The sequence below is a fragment of the Pseudomonas sp. JAI120 genome (genome assembly GCF_014207255.1).
Taxonomy (GTDB): domain Bacteria; phylum Pseudomonadota; class Gammaproteobacteria; order Pseudomonadales; family Pseudomonadaceae; genus Aquipseudomonas.
The window spans coordinates 71,449-91,554 of record NZ_JACHCZ010000011.1 but is presented as its reverse complement, the minus strand read 5'-3'; the positions used below and the strand labels follow the sequence as shown (position 1 = coordinate 91,554).

22 protein-coding genes are annotated in these 20,106 nt (G+C 60.2%); 11 read left to right on the top strand and 11 right to left on the bottom strand.

All coding sequences use genetic code 11. From position 1 onward, the window contains the following. On the top strand, positions 1-1,674 hold a 1,674-nt coding region (locus HDC32_RS31770), incomplete at its 5' end, for an RHS repeat domain-containing protein (RefSeq protein WP_184746726.1). A gap of 1 nt (position 1,675) precedes the next feature. Beyond that, the gene (locus HDC32_RS31765) at positions 1,676-2,059 is read left to right on the top strand and encodes a hypothetical protein (protein WP_184746724.1); all 384 of its coding nucleotides are present in this window, start codon (positions 1,676-1,678) and stop codon (positions 2,057-2,059) included. A 401-nt stretch (positions 2,060-2,460) separates the two neighbouring features. Here the strand turns inward: HDC32_RS31765 and hemB are convergent, their stop codons facing one another. From hemB to HDC32_RS31750, 3 genes are all read right to left on the bottom strand, one after another. Beyond that, positions 2,461-3,435, bottom strand: coding sequence for a porphobilinogen synthase (gene hemB / locus HDC32_RS31760; protein ID WP_131699999.1), 975 nt, complete (start codon positions 3,433-3,435; stop codon positions 2,461-2,463). A gap of 118 nt (positions 3,436-3,553) precedes the next feature. Continuing rightward, positions 3,554-4,396 (bottom strand): PhzF family phenazine biosynthesis protein, encoded by an 843-nt coding sequence (locus HDC32_RS31755; RefSeq protein WP_145337090.1) that lies wholly within the window; start codon positions 4,394-4,396, stop codon positions 3,554-3,556. A 3-nt stretch (positions 4,397-4,399) separates the two neighbouring features. Further along, a complete protein-coding gene (locus tag HDC32_RS31750; protein WP_145337089.1) occupies positions 4,400-5,098 on the bottom strand; it encodes a glutathione S-transferase N-terminal domain-containing protein in 699 nt (232 codons plus the stop codon). Positions 5,099-5,353: 255 nt separating this feature from the next. Here HDC32_RS31750 and HDC32_RS31745 point away from each other — a divergent pair, with 255 nt between their 5' ends. Then, positions 5,354-6,055: a histidine phosphatase family protein gene (locus HDC32_RS31745; RefSeq protein ID WP_184746722.1), complete on the top strand. Its 702-nt coding sequence runs from the start codon at positions 5,354-5,356 to the stop codon at positions 6,053-6,055. A gap of 45 nt (positions 6,056-6,100) precedes the next feature. Continuing rightward, positions 6,101-7,156 carry a permease gene (locus HDC32_RS31740; protein ID WP_184746720.1) on the top strand — a complete coding sequence of 352 codons (1,056 nt, stop codon included), beginning with the start codon at positions 6,101-6,103 and terminating at the stop codon, positions 7,154-7,156. Here the strand turns inward: HDC32_RS31740 and mnmH are convergent. The 4 genes from mnmH to HDC32_RS31720 form a co-directional block, all read right to left on the bottom strand. Further along, positions 7,146-8,246, bottom strand: coding sequence for a tRNA 2-selenouridine(34) synthase MnmH (gene mnmH, locus HDC32_RS31735; protein WP_184746718.1), 1,101 nt, complete (start codon positions 8,244-8,246; stop codon positions 7,146-7,148). The genes HDC32_RS31740 and mnmH overlap by 11 nt on opposite strands. Then, positions 8,246-9,280, bottom strand: a complete 1,035-nt coding sequence (gene selD / locus HDC32_RS31730) for a selenide, water dikinase SelD (protein WP_184746716.1) — start codon at positions 9,278-9,280, stop codon at positions 8,246-8,248. The genes mnmH and selD overlap by 1 nt, the downstream gene beginning before the upstream one ends. A gap of 94 nt (positions 9,281-9,374) precedes the next feature. Beyond that, the gene (locus HDC32_RS31725) at positions 9,375-10,124 is read right to left on the bottom strand and encodes a TerC family protein (protein WP_065926954.1); all 750 of its coding nucleotides are present in this window, start codon (positions 10,122-10,124) and stop codon (positions 9,375-9,377) included. 28 nt (positions 10,125-10,152) lie between these two features. Beyond that, positions 10,153-10,404 (bottom strand): hypothetical protein, encoded by a 252-nt coding sequence (locus HDC32_RS31720; protein ID WP_131700006.1) that lies wholly within the window; start codon positions 10,402-10,404, stop codon positions 10,153-10,155. A gap of 134 nt (positions 10,405-10,538) precedes the next feature. Here HDC32_RS31720 and nhaR point away from each other — a divergent pair, with 134 nt between their 5' ends. Continuing rightward, positions 10,539-11,441, top strand: coding sequence for a transcriptional activator NhaR (nhaR, locus tag HDC32_RS31715; RefSeq protein WP_131700007.1), 903 nt, complete (start codon positions 10,539-10,541; stop codon positions 11,439-11,441). A gap of 4 nt (positions 11,442-11,445) precedes the next feature. Here nhaR and HDC32_RS31710 read toward each other — a convergent pair whose 3' ends face one another. Further along, a complete protein-coding gene (locus HDC32_RS31710) occupies positions 11,446-12,603 on the bottom strand; it encodes an MFS transporter (protein ID WP_184746714.1) in 1,158 nt (385 codons plus the stop codon). A gap of 233 nt (positions 12,604-12,836) precedes the next feature. On the opposite strand from HDC32_RS31710, the gene sstT reads away from it, so the two are divergent. Beyond that, positions 12,837-14,057: a serine/threonine transporter SstT gene (gene sstT, locus HDC32_RS31705; RefSeq protein WP_131700009.1), complete on the top strand. Its 1,221-nt coding sequence runs from the start codon at positions 12,837-12,839 to the stop codon at positions 14,055-14,057. Between the two features lie 64 nt (positions 14,058-14,121). On the opposite strand, the gene HDC32_RS31700 is transcribed toward sstT, so the two are convergent. Next, positions 14,122-14,631: a DUF1993 family protein gene (locus tag HDC32_RS31700; RefSeq protein WP_071483466.1), complete on the bottom strand. Its 510-nt coding sequence runs from the start codon at positions 14,629-14,631 to the stop codon at positions 14,122-14,124. Positions 14,632-14,747: 116 nt separating this feature from the next. Here HDC32_RS31700 and HDC32_RS31695 point away from each other — a divergent pair, with 116 nt between their 5' ends. After that, positions 14,748-15,398: a YceH family protein gene (locus tag HDC32_RS31695; protein ID WP_065926946.1), complete on the top strand. Its 651-nt coding sequence runs from the start codon at positions 14,748-14,750 to the stop codon at positions 15,396-15,398. Between the two features lie 121 nt (positions 15,399-15,519). Here the strand turns inward: HDC32_RS31695 and HDC32_RS31690 are convergent, their stop codons facing one another. Then, positions 15,520-16,338: a shikimate 5-dehydrogenase gene (locus HDC32_RS31690; RefSeq protein WP_184746712.1), complete on the bottom strand. Its 819-nt coding sequence runs from the start codon at positions 16,336-16,338 to the stop codon at positions 15,520-15,522. A 156-nt stretch (positions 16,339-16,494) separates the two neighbouring features. On the opposite strand from HDC32_RS31690, the gene HDC32_RS31685 reads away from it, so the two are divergent. The 3 genes from HDC32_RS31685 (at position 16,495) to HDC32_RS31675 (ending at position 17,550) form a co-directional block, all read left to right on the top strand. Then, the gene (locus tag HDC32_RS31685; protein WP_027603153.1) at positions 16,495-16,848 is read left to right on the top strand and encodes a hypothetical protein; all 354 of its coding nucleotides are present in this window, start codon (positions 16,495-16,497) and stop codon (positions 16,846-16,848) included. A 233-nt stretch (positions 16,849-17,081) separates the two neighbouring features. After that, a complete protein-coding gene (locus HDC32_RS31680) occupies positions 17,082-17,276 on the top strand; it encodes a hypothetical protein (RefSeq protein ID WP_003173044.1) in 195 nt (64 codons plus the stop codon). A 91-nt stretch (positions 17,277-17,367) separates the two neighbouring features. Then, entirely contained in the window at positions 17,368-17,550 is a 183-nt protein-coding gene (locus tag HDC32_RS31675; protein ID WP_145337083.1) for a hypothetical protein, read from the top strand. 3 nt (positions 17,551-17,553) lie between these two features. On the opposite strand, the gene HDC32_RS31670 is transcribed toward HDC32_RS31675, so the two are convergent. Beyond that, positions 17,554-18,621, bottom strand: coding sequence for an AI-2E family transporter (locus HDC32_RS31670; protein WP_131700011.1), 1,068 nt, complete (start codon positions 18,619-18,621; stop codon positions 17,554-17,556). A 161-nt stretch (positions 18,622-18,782) separates the two neighbouring features. On the opposite strand from HDC32_RS31670, the gene yegQ reads away from it, so the two are divergent. Further along, the gene (gene yegQ, locus HDC32_RS31665; protein ID WP_184746709.1) at positions 18,783-20,105 is read left to right on the top strand and encodes a tRNA 5-hydroxyuridine modification protein YegQ; all 1,323 of its coding nucleotides are present in this window, start codon (positions 18,783-18,785) and stop codon (positions 20,103-20,105) included. Position 20,106: the final 1 nt, after the last annotated feature.

Genomic DNA, 20,106 nt, shown 5'->3' with positions numbered 1-20,106 from the left:
CTGCCCGACGGCAACAAGGTCGATTACGCCTACGACCGCCAAGGCAACCTCCTCAGCGTCGACGACGGCCACTGGGCGCTGGCCTACGAATACGACAGCCAAAACCGCCTCACCGCCGAACACCAGGGCTGGGGCACCTTGCACTATGGCTACGACACCTGCGGCCAGCTTCAACACCTGCGCCTGCCCGATAACAACCGGCTGGTTTTTAATCATGCGAAAGGCGGCCACCTCGCCACCGTCGAATTAAACGGCGCGCTGCTGACCTCACACCTGTTCAAAGCCGGTCAGGAACACCAACGCCAACAAGGCCAACTCCTCAGCCACTACCACTACGACGACCAGCACCGCCTGCACGCCCATGCAGTCACTCAACAGCAAGACCACCTCTACCAACGTCAATACGACTACGACAAAACCGGCAACCTCACCCGCCTGCTCGACACCCGCAAAGGCGAACACCACTACCATTACGACCCACTAGGCCGCCTCACCCGCGCCGACCACTCCCAAGACCTGCAGGAACGTTTCGGTCACACCCCGGCCGGCAACCTGCTCATGCAAGACCGCCCCGGCCCCGACATCGTCGCCGGCAACCGCCTGATGATCCAAGGCGACCGTCAGTACGATTATGACGCCTTCGGCAACCTCATCCGCGAGCGGCGGGGCCGTGGGCACGCGCTGATCACCGAATACCGCTACGACTGCCAGCATCGACTGATCGGCATCACCCAACCCAACGGCCAAACCGCCAGTTACCGCTACGACCCATTTGGGCGGCGCATCAGCAAAACCGTTGACGGCATAACCACGGAGTTTTTCTGGCAAGGCGACAAGCTGATTGCTGAGCACCATGCGGATCGCCATCGCAGCTATCTCTACGAACCGAACAGTTTCAGGCCGCTGGTCCTGTTGGAAGGCTTCGGCCCAAAAGACACCAAGCCCTACCACTACCAACTCGACCACCTCGGCACGCCGCAGGAACTGACCGACCCCGACGGCGAAATCGTCTGGTCCGCCCACTACCGCGCCTACGGCCAGATCAGCCGTCTCGACAAAGGCAAAATCGACAACCCGCTGCGTTTTCAGGGCCAGTACTTTGATCAGGAAAGCGGGCTGCACTACAACCGTCATCGCTACTACAATCCGGATGTCGGTCGCTACCTGACGCCTGATCCGGTGAAGTTGGCGGGTGGGATCAACGCGTACCGGTACGTGCCCAATCCTACGGGGTGGGTGGATCCGTTAGGTCTGAGTACTTGTCCAGGCGGGGATAAATGCAAGCCGAACCCCAGTGCTGAAGATCCAGCGGGAAAAGCACACGTTAATGAAGGCAGCCCACTCAGTCCCACAAGCTCCAACTCTCCACCTACACTGGGCTACCATAAGGAGACATTTGCCAATAAACCTGTAAAGCCAGAAGAAACCATTCAGAAATGGGATGAATTTCTAGGACCTGGCCCTCACACAAACACCAACCCACGAACTGGGAAGCCCGACCGCGACAGAATTGTTTCCAGCGACGCAAAAAGAAGTATTCGTTACGGGGCTCATGAAATGAACAGCAAGCCAAGCAAGCATCACTATCATGAGGAGACATGGACGCTCGAGATAAAAACCAACACCATGAACGTTGACAATACTGTTGTACGCGTTCCCCTGACGAAGAAGTGAAATGAAGATACAAGTAACTGATATTTTTTCTGACAAAGGCACTGTGAGAGTAAAATTCAACTCACCTTTTGGAAGCGCCACAGCTTTATGGAGCGGGACCAAGTTAAAAACCGGTGAAATTCTGGATGTAGAGTTAGAACTCGATGAAATATTTTCATGGGGACAAAACATCATGTCCTCATCCGTAAAAACACCAGAGATAACTTCTGCAAACGGGGCTCATAAAATTATCGGCGAGCTTATCCAAGATGCAGACCAAAGTTGCTCAATACTAAAAATCGGCGACTCAGTAATTTTGATTGAAATTGACAAGCCAATCACCGGCGAGCTCAGTTTTGTTGAAGTGATAGCAACTGACATCCTTCTTCACCCAACAAATGCTTGAGCATAAATTCACTTACTCTACAGCCGTTCATTACATATACAAAAAAACTCAACCAGCGAAAATCAATCGGAGAGGGCTATAAAAAAGACACATTTGAATATGGAACACAAAGAAAAGCAACAGCAATACTAGATATAGACGGAAACCCAATCACCGCCTGCACGGACTACTCAAATAAAACTTCAACCTAAACTTTCAATCCACCGCAGCCTTCTATTCAAAAGCCAGGAAAAATATATAAAATTCAGACCAGCGATTGCCCCCCTTCATCCAATCACACAATTCAAACTTCACAGAATGCAGTTAGTCAGGGAGATGAAGTATTTAAGGTCGATCGTGGGCGTGGGGCTGCTACGCAGCCCCACGCGAGCAAGTCGCTCACCACAGGGTTTGCACTGCCCTTAGATCCCAGCCAACGCCAAGTCCATCGCGAAGTAGGTGAAGATCAAATCTGCCCCCGCACGCTTGATCGACCCCAACGTCTCACGCACGACCCGATCCTCATCAATCGCCCCCGCCTGGGCGCCGAACTTGATCATCGCGTATTCGCCGCTGACCTGGTACGCCGCCACTGGCAGGCGCGAGGCTTCGCGGATGTCGCGGATGATGTCGAGGTAGGCACCGGCCGGCTTGACCATCAGTGCGTCCGCGCCTTCCTGTTCGTCCAGCAGCGATTCGCGCACGGCTTCGCGGCGGTTCATCGGGTTCATCTGGTAGCTTTTGCGGTCGCCCTTGAGCGCGCTGCCGCCGGCTTCGCGGAATGGGCCGTAGAGGGCCGAGGCGAATTTGGTCGAGTAGGCCATGATCGGGATATGGGTGAAGCCGGCTTCATCCAACGCGCGGCGGATGGCTTGGACCTGACCGTCCATGGCAGCCGAAGGGGCGATCACGTCGGCTCCGGCGCGGGCGGCAGCAACGGCTTGCTTGCCGAGGTTGACCAGGGTCGCGTCGTTGTCGACGTGGGCACCGTGCATCACCCCGCAATGGCCGTGGTCGGTGTATTCGCAGAAGCAGGTGTCGGACATCACGACCATTTCCGGCACCGCGTTCTTGATGATCGAGGACATCCGCGAGACCAGGCCGTGTTCTTTCCAGGTGTCGCTGCCGCTGGCGTCCAGGTGGTGGGACACGCCGAAGGTCATCACCGACTTGATACCGGCACGGGCATAGCGCTCGATCTCAGCAGCCAGCTTCTTTTCCGGGATGCGTTGCACGCCGGGCATGCTGGTGATCGGCACGAAGTCATCGATTTCTTCTTCGACGAAAATCGGCAGCACCAAGTCATTGAGGGTGAACTCGGTTTCCTGGAACAAGCCACGCAGCTCCGGGGAGCGGCGCAGGCGACGGGGGCGGGCTTGGGGGAACTGGCTGGTCATGGCTGTCCTGAAAAAGTGGCTGAAAATCTTTGGGGCGAAAGCTTATGCCCCAAGGCCCCGGCAGTACAAACGCCAAGGGGCCAACAGTGTATTGCGGGGGCCGTAATAATGTATTGATCTAAAGCTGTAGACGCCCTTCGATGCACACCGCGACGGCGCCGCCGACCCAGATTTCATCGCCCTGGCGCTCGACGCGAATACGCCCCGCACGCCCCATGGCCGTGCCCTGGCTGACCACGTAGCACTCCGGCGCGAGTCCTTCGCTGAGCAGCCATTGCGCGACGCCGGCATTCAGGCTGCCGGTGGCCGGGTCTTCCTGGGCCCCGTCGCCCGCGACAAAAGCACGCACCTCAAACTGCGCGTCCACATCGTCGCGAGCAGGGTTGCAAGGTGCAATCACGCCGACGGCCAGTCCCAGCAGTTGCGAATAGTCCGGCTGCAAAGCCAGGACTTGATCACGCTCAGCCAGCATCAACGCGAGCCACCCCGCGCCATTGTCGACCCACTGGCTGCGCACGATAGCCCCCGGCGCCAGGCCCAGTCCGAGGCGAACACGCTCCAACAGCGCGGAGTCCACAGCGCCGGAGCGCATCAACGGCGGCGCAATAAACGCCAGCTCATGGCCTTGACGACGAATACGCACCAGGCCGATTTCACATTCCTGGATAATCTCCTCGCCTTTCGGCAGGCCTCCAGCCTTGAGCCACGCATGGCAACTGCCCAGCGTCGGGTGCCCGGCAAACGGCAACTCGTGCAAGGTCGTAAAGATCCTCACCCGGTAGTCTGCCCGAGGATCGCGCGGTGTCAGCAAAAACGTGGTTTCACTGAGGTTTGTCCACTTGGCAAAGTCGGCCATCTGCTGGTCGCTGAGGCTGTCAGCACCCAGGACGACGGCCAGCGGGTTGCCCTTGAGCGACACGCTGCTGAAGACATCCAGTTGTTTGAAATCGAAAGTCGGCATACGTCAGTTCGGAATACTCAGGCCACGGATAACCGCCGGCCGGGCGACGAAGCCGTCCAGCGCGCGCAGCACGTTAGGGAAGTCGGCAATGCCGACCAGATCGCCCGATTCATAGAACCCGATCAGGTTGCGAATCCAGGGGAAGGTGGCGATGTCGGCGATGCTGTAGTCATCACCCATGATCCAGGTGCGGCCGAGCAGGCGCTTTTCCAGCACTTCCAGCAAGCGCCGGGATTCGGCGGCATAACGGTCGCGGGGGCGTTTGTCTTCGTAGGCCTTGCCGGCAAATTTATTGAAGAACCCCAGCTGGCCGAACATGGGGCCGATGCCGCCCATCTGGAACATCAGCCATTGAATCGTTTCATAACGTGTCGCCGGATCTTCGGAGAGCAACTGGCTGGTTTTTTCTGCCAGGTAGATCAGGATCGCGCCGGACTCGAACAGTGCCAGCGGCTGGCCGGCCGGGCCGTCGGGGTCGATGATCGCGGGGATTTTGTTGTTGGGATTCAGGGACAGGAACTCGGGGGAAAACTGGTCCTGGGTCTCGAAACTGACCTTGTGCGCCTCATAAGGCAGGCCCAGTTCTTCGAGCATGATCGAGACTTTTACCCCGTTGGGCGTGGGCAGCGAGTACAGTTGCAGGCGCTCCGGATGCAGGGCGGGCCATTTACTGTTGATCGGGAAGGCGGCGATTGAGTTCATCGAGATGATCCCTGAGGCAGAAAGTGCCCATGATAGTCATCTGAGCGGTGTCCTGCATGGGTCATCAATACGCAACATCAGCCGGCTATTATCCCGCGTGGGCGAACCAATACGCCCGAGCGCACTCTTAAGTGCGCCCAAACGGTGAATGGAGGCGCCTCGCTATACCGACAAGGAACACCGCAGGACGCCCCCAGGCGTCACTGGGGCCAGGCTTGTCCGCCTTAACGTGACGCACGAAGACTCGAACCTATAATGAAGATCAAGCCTCTGCGCCTTGTGCAACGACTGAAACACTACGCCTACATCATGTTGCCCCTGCTGCTGGTAAGCGGCGCCATGGTTGCCGCCCTGGATGCCCGCGAAAGCCGCGCCCAACCGGTAGATGGCGTACAAACCCTGGTATTCCTGCGCCACGCCGAAAAACCTGCCGGCGGCCTGGGCCAACTCAATTGCCAGGGTTTGAACCGAGCAATGAACCTGGCCACCCTGCTGCCGGAAAAATTCGGCAAGGCCAACTTCGTGTTTGCCGCCAACCCGACCCGCAACGTCGAGGAAGGTGAGCTGGACAATTCCTACAGTTATATCCGCCCACTGATGACCATCAGCCCTAGTGCCATCAAACTGGGCCTGCCGGTGAACATCAAGTTCTCGGCCAATGACACCAGCGACCTGGCCGACGAGTTGGTGGAAGATAAATATCACAACGCTACCATCTACACCGCCTGGTCCCACGGCTACCTGCCGGAGCTGATCAACAAGGTGGCGAGTGAAGCTTCCGGCGAAAAACACACGATTACCGACGACTGGTCCGGCAGCGACTACGACACGCTGTACGTACTCACGCTGACCTGGCACAACGGCAAAGCCTCACTGCTTAGCCGAAACTACAAGCAGGGCTTGAACGACGGTGAAGAAACCTGCCCGCAACCCACACAGGTGAGTGCCGATAGCTGAGAGCGTATGATGCGTCGCTATTGACTCATCAGCGGACTATCACCCATGCCCAACCTCGCCTCCACCCAGCCCAACCGGGGCTGGTCGTTCTGGTGGAAACCTACGTTATTCCTGTTAGTGGCCTGCGTCGGCCTCTACTACGTGAAATGGTCGCCCTACTACCTCAAGGCGTTTGTCGCCGCTGACAACCACAGCATCGGCGCCTCAATCCTCAATGATCAGCAAAGCTCGCCCCTGGCAGCGGCGCTGGCCTATGCCCAGGTGTATTTCCTGGCGATCTGGAAAGCCGCCGTACTGGCGGTGATTCTCGGCTCGTTGCTGCAAGTGCTGATCCCCCGCGACTGGTTGCTGCGCCTGTTTGGCCGTGCCGGGCTGGGCTCGACCTTGCGCGGCGGGCTGTTCGCCTTGCCGGGGATGATGTGCAGCTGCTGCGCGGCCCCCGTCGCGGCGGGCATGCGCCGCCAGCAAGTGTCGGTGGGTGCGGCACTGGCCTTCTGGATTGCCAACCCGGTGCTGAACCCGGCGACGCTGGTGTTCATGGGCTTTGTACTGGGCTGGGGCTTTACCGCCTTGCGGCTGGTGGCGGGCATTGTGCTGGTGGTGGGTGTGTCGCTGGTGGCGCAGCGCATCGCGCGGCCGGATCAGGTGCCGGAAGTCGCACTGGACGCCGTGGCCGAGGCCAGCCAGGTCGAAGCGCAACCGTTCTTCAGTCGGTGGCTGCGTACCCTGTGGCAGCTGTTCTGGAGCACCATACCGATCTATATCCTGGCGGTGCTGGTACTCGGCGCCGCGCGGGTCTGGCTGTTCCCCCATGTGGACGGCGCCATGACCAATAGCCTGGTATGGCTGGTGCCCCTGGCGATTGTCGGCACGCTGTTTGTAATTCCTACAGCGGCAGAGATCCCCATCGTACAAACCATGATGACCCTCGGCATGGGCACAGGTCCCGCCGTGGCCCTGCTGATGACCCTGCCCAGCGTGAGCCTGCCGTCGCTGTTGATGCTGCGCAAGGATTTCGATGCGCGGGTCCTGGTGACGGTGGCCGGGCTGACCATGCTGGTAGGCGTGGTGTGCGGGTTGATCGGCGCGTTTATCCTCTAAGGGCGCGCTCGCGCAGATAGGCCGTGACGGCGCCCTGCTCTCCCGCAAACTCGATCCGTGCGCCTTTGCTTTCACGCTGGAAGGCGTACATCGGGTCGTAATACTCGCGCAACAGCCCTTCAATCCAGGCGCGATGCAGGTCCACGGCGCCGCTGCGCAACTGTTCCGCCAGGGCATCCTGCATGATCGCCTGCAACCGCTGGAAGCGCTCGCCGCCCAGGCGCTTGTGGATATTGGCCAGGCTCTGGGTCAAGCGTTCGGCAAACAACGCCTGGCCCTGCTCACCAAATACCGCGATGAACTCCGCGCACAGGTCAACGACGTAGTCGCGCAGGATGCGCTCGACGCGGCCTTCGACGCTGTCTTCCAGCCATACCATCGGAAAGGTCTGCATGCCCTTGTGCAACGGCAACGGCAGCGCGCAGCTGCCGATCATGCGGCTTTCATCCTCGACCACGAACTGCTCGATACCGCCCGCGCGTTTTTTCAGCAGGTCCACCGCCAGGCGGTTTTCGAAGTCGATGTTGGAAGGTTGCACCGTGGCGCGCTTGCCGAAGCTGGAACCGCGATGGTTGGCATGGCCTTCCAGGTCCAGGGCGTTGCGCAACTGGCCCAGCACCTCGGTCTTGCCGGTGCCGGTCATGCCACCCAGCAGCACGAAATCACATTGGGCTGCCGCCTGATCAAGGGTCTCCAGCAGGAAGGTCCGCATGGCCTTGTAGCCACCGCCGACCCGTGGGTACTCGATACCGGCTTCGGTCTTCAACCATTGCTGCACGATCTGCGAACGCAGCCCGCCACGGAAGCAGTACAAGAAACCATCGGGATTGGCCTGAGCAAACCGCGCCCATTGTTCGATACGTTCAGCCTTGATCGCCCCCGACACCAGCTCATGCCCCAGCACAATGGCGGCTTGCTGGCCCTGCTGCTTGTAGCAGGTGCCGACGCGTTGACGCTCGTCATCGGTCATCAACGGCAGGTTGATCACGCCTGGGAACGCGCCCTTGGCGAATTCGACCGGTGCACGGGTGTCCATCATCGGCCGGTCGTTGAGGAAAATGTCGCGGTAATCGGTGATGTCAGTTGCCATCAAAACACCTCTACCGCGTGGGTCTGTCGCTCAACCAGTTCTCCGATGGGCTCAAGGTTCAGGCCCAGCTCGGCGGCGACCGCGTGGAATTCTGCGTCGCCTTCCGGGGTCACGGCGATCAGCAGGCCACCGCTGGTCTGCGGGTCGCACAGCACGCGTTTGTGCAATTCCTGCAGGCGCCCAAGTTTGCTCGAGTAGCTGTCGAAGTTGCGCAAGGTGCCGCCCGGCATGCAGCCCTGGTCCAGGTAGTCTTCGATCCCCGGCAGGCGTGGGACTTTGTCGTATTCGATGCGTGCGGTCACAGCGCTGCCGTCCGCCATCTCCACCAGGTGGCCCAACAGACCGAAACCGGTGACATCCGTCATTGCCGTCACACCGGCCAGCTTGCCGAAACGGCTGCCGGGTTTGTTGAGGGTGCACATCCAGTCACGGGCCAGGCCGATATCCGCCTCACGCAACTTGCCCTTCTTTTCGGCGGTGGTGAGGATGCCGATGCCCAACGGTTTGGTCAGGTAGAGGCGGCAGCCTACGGTGGCGGTGTCGTTGCGCTTCATATGACGTTTTTGCACGATGCCGGTGACGGCCAGGCCGAAAATCGGCTCGGGAGCGTCAATGGAGTGCCCGCCCGCCAGGGGAATGCCGGCTTCATCGCACACCGAGCGGCCGCCACGGATCACTTCACGGGCGATCTCCGGCGCCAGCACGTTCACCGGCCAGCCAAGAATGGCGATGGCCATCAACGGGTCGCCGCCCATGGCGTAGATGTCACTGATGGCGTTGGTGGCGGCGATGCGGCCGAAGTCGAAGGGGTCATCGACAATCGGCATGAAAAAGTCAGTGGTGGAGACTACGCCGCGCTCGTCGTCGATGGCGTACACCGCCGCGTCATCGCGAGAGGCGTTGCCCACCCACAGGTTGGGGTCGAGGTTCTGCGCGCCGCTGCCAGCCAGGATCACTTCCAGCACCTGGGGCGAAATCTTGCAGCCACAACCCGCGCCATGGCTGTACTGGGTAAGGCGAATCGGCTCGTTCATGGTGGACCTCAAGCTATCAAGTGGGCGGATTCTAACAGACAGCAAAAGGCCGGCTGGGCTCTTGTGAGCACAGCCGGCCTTTTGGGTTGCAGCGTTACTGCCGGGCAGCGAGCAGACGCTTGTGGCGATTGCGCCGGGCGATGTTCAGGCACTCGATGGCCGCCGAGAACGCCATGGCCGCGTACACGTAGCCTTTAGGCACATGGGCACCGAAACCTTCGGCGATCAGCGTCATGCCGATCATGATCAGGAAGCCCAGGGCCAGCATCACCACGGTCGGGTTGTCGTTGATGAACTTGGCCAACGGCTCAGCCGCCACCAGCATCACGATCACCGAGGTCACCACGGCGATGATCATGATCGGCAAGTGCTCGGTCATGCCCACGGCGGTAATGATGCTGTCGATGGAGAACACCAGGTCAAGCAACAGGATCTGCCCGATGGCAGCAGCAAAGCCAATGGCCACAACATTGCCGGTGCTGGTCTTCTCTTCAGGCTCCGGGTCCATGCTGTGATGGATCTCGGTGGTGGCCTTCCAGACCAGGAACAGGCCACCGGCGATCAGGATCATGTCCTTCCACGAGAACGCCTGGCCGAGCACTTCGAACACCGGCGTAGTCAATTGCACGATAAACGCAATGGTACTCAACAGGCCCAGGCGCAACACCAACGCCATGCTGATACCGATGCGTCGCGCCTTGGCCCGATGCTTCTCGGGCAATTTGTTGGTGAGGATCGAGATAAAGATCAGGTTATCGATGCCCAGCACGATTTCCATCACGATCAAGGTGGCCAGGGCGATCCAGGCGGTGGGGCTGGCGGCCAGTTGTAAAAGGTAATCCATAGGTCAGTCCTGACGTTGTGCGGGGAGATTAGGTTTCTTTGGTGTTCGATTCAGACTCGTTTTGTTCCTGATCATCCTTTTTTTGTGGATTGATCAGGCCGTTTGTCGCTTCGCTCAATGCCTGCTCGGCAGCTTTCTGGGTGTCATCGATGGCTTGCTTGGCCGACTCGGTGGCCTTGCCCATGACTTGTTGCGCGCTTTTTTCGACCTGATCGCAACCACTGATCATCACCAATGAAAGCGCAAGTAACGATGCCGCGCCCAGGGAACTGAGTTTCATGATGTCTTCCTCATTAGAACCATTGGGTCCAAATAGTGGCCCCGCGATAGCGAGGCATTCTATGCAGGCGAACAGTTCAGTAAAATTCGTATTTTTCTCGCGTATACTTCGATTTTTACGAAGTGACGATCATCATGCTCAATTACCGACAGTTGCATTACTTCTGGGTAGTGGCCAAGACCGGCAGCATCGTGCGCGCCTGCGAGCAACTGAACCTCACGCCCCAGACCATCAGCGGGCAGATCAGCCTGCTGGAGCAAACCTACGGGATTGCGTTGTTTCAACGGGTAGGCCGCCAGCTTGAACTCACCGAAGCCGGGCGCCAGGCCCTGCCCTATGCCGAACAGATGTTCCAGACCGGCAATGAACTGGAGGCGATGCTGCGCGCGCAGCCCAATGAGCAACAGATCCTGTTTCGGGTCGGAGTGGCGGATGTGGTGCCCAAGTCCATCGTGTACCGGCTGATCGCGCCAACCATGGAACTGAGCGAGCCCCTGCGCATTACCTGTCGTGAAGACAAATTGGAGCGTTTATTGGCCGACCTCGCGATCCAGCGCCTGGACCTGGTGATCTCCGACAGCCCCATGCCCTCGCACCTGGATATCAAGGGCTACAGCCAGAAACTGGGGGAATGTGGCATCAGTTTTTTCGCCACCCAGGCATTGGCTGACAGGTACGCCGGAGATTTCCCAAAGTGCCTGCACGGCGCGCCCTTGTTGATCCCCGGCGCGGAAACCGTGGTGCGCAGCCGCCTGCAGCGTTGGTTTGCCGAGCAGCAGATCCAGCCCAGGATCATCGGCGAGTTCGATGACAGCGCCTTGATGCAGGCCTTCGGCCAATCCGGCAGCGGGATCTTCATCGCGCCCAGCGTGATCGCCGATGAGGTGGTGCGCCAGTACGGCGTGGCGTTGATTGGCCAGACCGATGCCGTCACCGAGTCGTTCTACGCGATCTCGGTGGAGCGCAAGGTCAAGCACCCCGGCATCGTGGCAATTACCGAAGGTGCACGGCGAGAGTTGTTTACCGCCCTGCCCTGAGCGTTCAGGCGTTGGACGCGACCGCTTGCCTGGCGGTCATCAGCCACAGCGCCAGCAGGATCGACACTAGGATAAACCCGGAAGCGGCAAAACCCAGGCTGCCCAGGCCGAGTGTGTCGATCACATGACCGCCGACCATCGCCCCCAGGCCGATCCCCAGGTTGGCCCCGGCGATATTCAACGACGCCGCGAATGCCGGCGCATGGGGTGCGGCCTTCATCAACCGCACATGGCTGACCAGGAACATCGCCGCCTGGGTCACGCCCCACACCGCCATCGCCGCCGCCAGGCCGACCGTGGAGTGAATCGCCGGCACCAGCGCGACCATGCCGGCGATCATGAAACCGCAGAACACCATGGAAGCGATCAGCGGGTGACGGTCCACCGCACGCCCGCCCAGGGAGTTGCCGATCAGCCCGACCGCGCCGAAGCCCATCAGGCACCAACCCACCAGCGTGCCGTCGAAACCGGCCAGGCGCTCAAGGATGTCCGCCAGGTAGGTATAAGCCGTAAACATGCCGCTGAACACCAGGATCGACAGCAGGATATGGCCCTGCATCAGCGGGTTGCGCAGGATCTTGAACTGCGAGCGCAACGACACCTGGTCGTTCTTCGGCTGGGTCACGGGCAAATAGATAAACAGCAGCAAGGCCTTGGCCAACGCGACCACGGCGAGGATGGCAAACGCGGAGCGCCAGCCGGACATATCGGCAATCAGCGTTCCCACCGGAATCCCGAACACCGTGGCGCAGACGATGCCGAAGCCGATCTTCTCGATGGCGCGCCCGGCGTATTCGGGGCCGACGATATCCACCGCCGTTTCACTGGCCAGAGCCCAAAAAACCGGCAGGCCCAGGGCCGGGATCAAGCGCGCCAACGCCATCACCCAAATGTTCGGCGCCAATGCGGCCACGGTATTGGCCACGCCGAACAGGATCAGGATGCTGATAAACAGACGCTTGCGTGGGAAACGGGCGCAGTACGCGGTCAGAAACGGGCCAAAGGCCGCGACGGTAAACGCGAACAAGGTGACCAGCAGGCCAGCCTGGGACACGCTGACGTTGAGGTCCCGGGCAATGGAAGGCAACAGGCCGACGATAACGAACTCTGTGGTCAGCACGGTAAAGCCGGCGGCCGACAGCAGCAGGATGGGAAACAGCATGAAAACTCCAGAAACGACGACATCAACGGCAGCCCGAAGGGCCCGCTGACAGAAAGGAAAGGTGAGAGGGACGAATCTTAACAGAGTATGTCTGGCTTTTGCGAAGCCCCGGCGACCCAATGCCGCAGCGGCCGGGACAGGTCCAGCAGCATGCTAGACTTCGCGACCTGCTTCCTACAGCCCTTTCCGCCTGCATTGCTGCGCCCTTTAAAAAAACTAGAGACAACCTTCATATGACTGCTGCCCCTTCTCTTTTCCAACGCCTGGCCCGCCTCAGCCTGGTCACGCAAATCGTCATCGGCTTGATCGCCGGCATCCTGCTGGCCCTGCTATTGCCCGAGGCGGCCAAGGCCTCCGGGTTTATCGGCAAGGTATTTGTTACCGCGCTCAAGGCCGTGGCGCCGATCCTGGTATTTGTGCTGGTGATGGCGTCGATCGCCAACCATAAACACGGCCAGGAAACCCATATCAAGCCGATTCTGTTCCTGTACCTGCTGGGCACTTTTGCCGCCGCCGTGGTGGCGGTGATTGCCAGCATGTGGTTTCCCTCATCGCTGGTGCTCGCCTCCCATGACGCCACCGTGAGCGCCCCCGGCGGCATCGGCGAGGTCTTGCAAAGCCTGCTGTTGAGCGTGGTGGACAACCCCGTCAGCGCGCTGATGAACGCCAACTTCATCGGCATCCTGGCCTGGGCCATCGGCATGGGCATTGCCATACGTCATGCCGGAGCAACCACCCGCGCGGTGCTCGACGACCTGTCCAACGGTGTAACCCTGATCGTGCGTGTGGTGATCCGCTTCGCCCCGCTGGGTATCTTCGGCCTGGTGGCTTCGACACTCGCCACCTCGGGCTTCGGCGCCCTGCTCGGCTACGCCCACCTGCTGGTGGTGCTGATCGGCTGCATGCTGTTCGTAGCACTGGTGGTCAACCCGGCCATCGTGTTCTGGAAACTGCGTCGCAACCCCTACCCGCTGGTGTTGATGTGCCTGCGCGAAAGCGGCATCACCGCGTTTTTCACCCGCAGTTCGGCGGCGAATATCCCGGTGAACCTGGCCTTGAGCAAACGCCTGGGCCTGCATGAAGACACCTACTCGGTGTCGATTCCGCTGGGGGCCACGATCAATATGGCCGGTGCCGCGATCACCATCACCGTGTTGACCCTGGCGGCCGTGCACACCCTCGGCATTGCCGTGGACCTGCCAACCGCCGTGCTGCTCAGCGTGGTCGCGGCCATCTGCGCCTGTGGCGCGTCGGGTGTGGCCGGCGGCTCACTGCTGCTGATTCCGCTGGCGTGCAGCCTGTTCGGCATTCCCAGCGAGATCGCCATGCAGGTGGTGGCCGTAGGCTTCATCATCGGCGTGCTGCAGGATTCGGCGGAAACCGCGCTCAATTCGTCCACCGATGTGCTATTTACGGCGGCCGCGTGCCTGGGCAAGGAAGAACAGACGGCTTAAACGCCAGGCGTAAAAAAGCCCGGGGCGGTTCATTCCTGAACCACCCCGGGCTTTTTTTGGCTGCTTAGAAAGCGCCCATGTAGTCACGCTTGCCCACTTCCACGCCGTTGTGACGCAGCAAGGCGTACGCGGTGGTGACGTGGAAGAAGAACTGCGGCAGGCCGTAGGTCAGCAGGTAGGACTGGCCGCTGAAGCGCTTCTCTTTCGGCGTGCCTGGGCGGGTGATGATCTCGATGCCTTCCTTGCCGTCGACTTGCTCGGGCTTGATGGTGTCGACAAACGCCAGCACCTTGGCGATCAGCGCTTGCAGGTCGGCGAAGGTGACTTCGGTATCTTCGTATTTCGGTACTTCGATCTCAGCCAGGCGTGCGGAAACGCCCTTGGCGAAGTCGACGGCGATCTGCACCTGGCGCACCAGTTGGAACATGTCCGGGAACAGCCGCGCTTGCAGCAAGGCGTTGGGTTCGATGTTTTTGGCGGTGGCGTGGGCTTCGGCTTTGTTCAGCACATCGCTCAGGGCGGTGAGCATTTGCTTGAAGACGGGGATGGAGGCGGCGTACAGGGAAATAGTCATGGCAGTCTCATGGGTAATGGCAGGGTTGGAACCAGCGGCGATTATAGACACGCCAGGCGCTTGTCTTTTATTTTTTCCGGCTTACGCTAGTGCGTTCACAGCATAGGGAAAGCGCGATGACCGCCGAGCACGACACCGACACCCCTGAGCCGCGCCTGAACAGCACGGAAATTCGCGTCCTGGGTTGCCTGATCGAAAAACAGGCGACCAACCCGGAAACCTACCCCCTGACCCTCAACGCCCTGGTGCTGGCCTGCAACCAGAAGACCAGCCGTGAACCGGTGATGAACCTGAGCCAGGGCCAGGTTGGCCAGAGTCTGCGTGCACTGGAAGGCCAAGGCTTCACGCGCCTGGTAATGGGCAGCCGCGCCGACCGCTGGGAGCATCGCGTGGACAAGGCACTGGAACTGGTGCCGGCCCAGGTGATCCTGACCGGGCTGCTGTTCTTGCGTGGGCCACAGACGGTCAACGAGCTGCTGACCCGCAGCGGGCGCATGCATGACTTCGAAGATGCCGAACAGGTGGTGCACCAGTTGGAGCGCCTGATTGCCCGCGGGCTGGCGCTGCTGGTGCCGCGCCAGGCGGGGCAGCGGGAAGATCGCTATACCCATGCGCTGGGCGATCCGGCGGACATCGAGGTGATTATCGCCGCGCGGGGAAGCCCGGTGGAACGCTCTGCCGGCGCAGTCTCGCTGGATCGTATCGAAGAGCTTGAAGCGCGAATTGCAGCTCTGGAAGAACGATTGGCGCAGCTGGAACAGGCCTGACGCGGTCAAACATGTGGGAGGGGGCTTGCTCCCGATAGCGCTGGGCCAGTCAACACTTTCATTGCCTGATACACCGCTATCGGGAGCAAGCCCCCTCCCACATTTAGAGCTGCAGTGGCCTTCAGTTGCGGGCGAAGGCTACTGCCTTCTGGAACTGTTCATCCGTAGGCCGCACACCGGTATAAAGCACAAATTGCTCCAACGCCTGGATCGCAATCACCTCCAGCCCGGTGATCACCCGCTTACCTTTGGCCCGACCGCGCACGATCAATGGCGTTTCGGCGGGGATCGCTACCACATCGAAGACAGTGTCCGCTGCATCCACGGCATCCCCCTCAAATGCCAGGGCATCCGCCTCGGCCCCGCCGGTCATGCCGATGGGCGTCACGTTGATCAGCATCTGCGGGCGCAAATCGCCCAGTCCCGCCTGCCATGCGTACCCAAGATTCTGCGCCAATGCCCGGCCGGCCAGTTCGTTGCGCGCCACGATCACGCCATTTCCATAACCACCGTCGCGCAAGGCGCTGGCCACGGCCTTGGCCATGCCGCCGCTGCCACGCAGGACGAAGGTCGAATCCTTCGGCACGACGTGTTTCTTGAGCAATTGTTCGACGGCGATGTAGTCGGTGTTATAAGCCTTGAGGTGCCCGTCAGTGTTCACGATGGTGTTCAGGGAGTCGATGGCTTGAACCGAATCGTCGAGTTCGTCCACTAAGGCAATGGCAGCCTCCTTGAAGGGCATGGACACCCCGCAACCACGCACGCCCAATGCGCGGATACCACCTATCGCGCCGGGTAAATCCTGGCTGCTGAAGGCTTTATAGTAGAAGTTCAGACCCAGCTGTTCGTACAGGTGGTTATGAAAACGCAGGCCAAAATTCCCGGGACGCGCCGACAGTGACATGCACAACTGGGTGTCCTTGTTGGGGTGCATCTGCATGGATAACTCCTTTGAGTAAGCAAATCGGTACAGACCTTACACAACCTTTACCTTGCGGCCGTGCTGTTTTTCAGAAATACGTTGTCTTAAAAGTATCCCCGCGACATTACTTGAGTCTATTGATTGCAGACCACAAGCGCAGGGGCTAACCGAGGAATGACCATGATTCGTACAATCCCCAAGATCGCCTTGCTGGTAGGTGCACTCGCTATGGCAGGCCAAGCCTCCGCCCATGGTGGTGGATGGGGTGGCCCAGCCGTCTTGGGTGCCCTGGTCGGCGCCGCCGTAGTGGGCTCCGTGGTTGCCAGCCAACCCCGTGAGGTCTATGTGCAGCAGCCGGTCTACGTGCAACCGCAGCCGGTGTATGCCGCGCCGCCGCCGGTCTACTACGCACCACCGCCACCGGTGTACGTGCAACAGGAGGTTTATTACCGCCCGGCGCCGGTCTATTACGGTCCACCGCGCGGCTACTATGGCCCTCCCCACGGTTACTACCGCCGCGGCTGGTAAGTCTCAACCGTCACACATGAAACAGGCCTCGCCCACTCGCGAGGCCTTTTTTTGTGGGTAACGTCCGGATTTATCCTGCCAAGGTCGCTCTGAGGACAATGACCAGGCTGCAATCCCACACTATTAAGGTCGAAAGTCTACTTGCCCGAAACAGGCTCACGCTGTCATGTTTGTGTCACGACACACTCCCACTATCAATCCTGTCCACTCAATAACAACAAGGACGACTGACCATGCCCACACAAAACCCGCATCGCACCGCCGGCCTCTGTACGTCCAGCAAGGTCTACAGCGCCCTCACGGAGCTCAAGCACCTGGAAGGCCACCGCAGCGCCAAGTTCCTCGCGCTGCTGGCGGAAAACCTGGTGCGCAAAGGCCTGCTTAATGAGCAGGAAGTGGTGAGCATGCTCGATCAAGTGGTCGACTGACGCCTTTTGTTAATGTCGACTATCGAGCCAGATGATTTTTCCTGAACGCCAGCGCCCCGTAAGGTGACCTCCATAGCGATTGGAGGTTCTTATGCCCACTGTTCAAATCATGTCCGTCATTGGCAGCGCCGTCCCCGCCCCGCTTCGGGAGCTGGGCCTGCTCGCCTGCTGGTACCTGGTACGCGACGGCGAAGCCATCAGCGGCCCGCTCACGTCGTTGTCCGCCGCCGAAAAACAACTGCAAAAGGCCTCGAATTTCAGGCTGCACGCCTGAGACTCAAGGCAACGGCAGCTTGACCCGCGGCTTGCTTTCGACAAACAACGCCCAACTGGACATGAACAACGCCGCCACCAGCGGCCCGATCACAAACCCGTTGAGGCCGAATACCGACAGGCCGCCCAGGGTCGAGATCAGGATCAGGTAGTCGGGCATCTTGGTGTCCTTGCCCACCAGGATCGGGCGCAGCACGTTGTCCACCAGGCCGATCACAAACACGCCGAACAGGGCCAACACCACGCCCTGCCAGATCGAACCGCTCAACAGGAAGTAGGCGGCCACCGGCCCCCACACAATGCCCGCTCCCACGGCCGGCAGCAGTGACAGAAACGCCATCAACACCGCCCAGAGCAACGCGCTGGGAATGTCCAGGAACCAGAAAATCAAACCACCCAACGCCCCCTGGGTCACGGCCACCAGCACGTTGCCCTTGACCGTCGCGCGTACTACCCGATTGAACTTGAGCTGCAACCGGCGCTTCTGCGGTTCGGCCAACGGCACCGCCGTGCGTACCTTGCGCACCAGTTCCGGGCCGTCGCGCAGCAGGAAAAACAGCAGGTACAACATGATGAAAAAACTCACCAGGAAATCAAACGTACCCTGGCCGAAGCTGAACGCCTGGGTCGCAAAGAACTGACTGCCCTGCATCGCGCTCTTGACGATCTTCTCGCGCAGCCCTTCCAGGTTGCCCATGCCGAAACGGTCCAGCAGGTGCTGGAAATAGGGCGGCAGGAAGTTCTTGAACTGCTCGATATAGCCGGCCACATCCAGCTTGCCGCTCTCGACGTTTTTGTAGAGCGTGGCGCCCTCTTGCACCAGCAACGCGCTGGTAATGATCACCGGCAGAATCGCGATCACCAGGCACACCATCAAGGTGGTCAGGGACGTCAGGTTGCGGTTCCAGCCGAAGCGCTGCTGCAGGCGGCGCTGCATCGGCGCAAAGATGATGCCGAGGATCACCGCCCAGAACACCGCACCGTAGAACGGCAGCAATATCCAGATAAAGGCGACGGTCACCAGGGCCAGCAGTAACAGCAGGGTCTTGAATTGCAGGTTGGTTTGATTCATGTCCGATCCATGTCAAAAAAGCAGGCCGCGCGTTTGCGTCCAGCTGCTTAGTCCACCACAAATCCCGGGAGTGCCATCTTTGTTGCGGTAAGCGTAGACCCAGATCAATAAAGCCCGGCACACGTTGGGCTACGCTCGCGGCCTTTTGCGACCCGATCCCCATGCCTCTCGTCCTTGCCCCCGAACTGCTCGCCCCCGCCGGCACCTTGAAAAACATGCGCTACGCCTTCGCCTACGGCGCCGACGCGGTCTACGCCGGCCAGCCGCGCTACAGCCTGCGGGTGCGCAACAACGAGTTCGACCACGCCAACCTGGCGCTCGGCATCCAGGAAGCCCACGCGTTGGGCAAGCGGTTCTACGTGGTGGTGAACATCGCGCCACACAATGCCAAGCTCAAGACGTTCCTCAAGGACCTCGCCCCGGTGATCGCCATGGGCCCGGATGCGCTGATCATGTCCGACCCGGGGCTGATCATGCTGGTGCGCCGGCACTTCCCGATGATGCCGATTCATCTCTCAGTGCAGGCCAATACGGTGAACTGGGCCAGCGTGGAGTTCTGGCAGCAGCAAGGGATTTGCCGGGTGATCCTGTCGCGGGAACTGTCCCTGGCAGAAATCGGCGAGATTCGCCAGCAGGTGCCGGCCATGGAGCTGGAAGTGTTTGTGCACGGTGCCTTGTGCATGGCCTATTCCGGGCGCTGCCTGCTCTCGGGCTACATGAACAAGCGTGACGCCAACCAGGGCACCTGTACCAATGCCTGTCGCTGGAAATACCAGGCCACCCCGGCGGTGGAAAACGCCACGGGCGATATAGTCCAGGTGTATCAATCGGAACCCACACTGGGGATCGGCGCGCCCACCGACCAGGTGTTCCTGCTACAGGAAGCCAATCGCCCCGATGAGCACATGCCTGCCTTCGAGGACGAGCACGGCACCTACATCATGAATGCCAAGGACCTGCGTGCCGTGCAGCATGTGGAGCGCCTGACCCACATGGGCGTGCATTCGCTGAAGATCGAAGGCCGCACCAAATCGCATTTCTACTGCGCGCGCACGACCCAGGTGTATCGCCAGGCAATCGATGATGCCGTGGCCGGCCGTGCGTTTGACCGCAACTTGATGACCAACCTGGAATCCTTGGCCCAGCGCGGCTACACCGAAGGTTTCCTGCGCCGCCATGTGCACGACGAATACCAGAACTACCAGAACGGCAGCTCAGTGTCCGAGCGCCAGCAGTTTGTCGGCGAGTTGACCGGCGAGCGCCGCGGCGAGCTGGCCGAGGTCAAGGTGAAGAACCGCTTTGCGGTGGGTAATCACCTGGAACTGATGACCCCCGCCGGCAACTTTCACTTTGACCTGCCCAGCCTGCACAACACCAAGGGCGAAGCCATCGACGTGGCGCCGGGAGATGGGCACACGGTGTATGTGCCCCTGCCGGCCGAGATGGACCTGCGCTTTGGCCTGTTGATGCGCGACATCGTGTAGC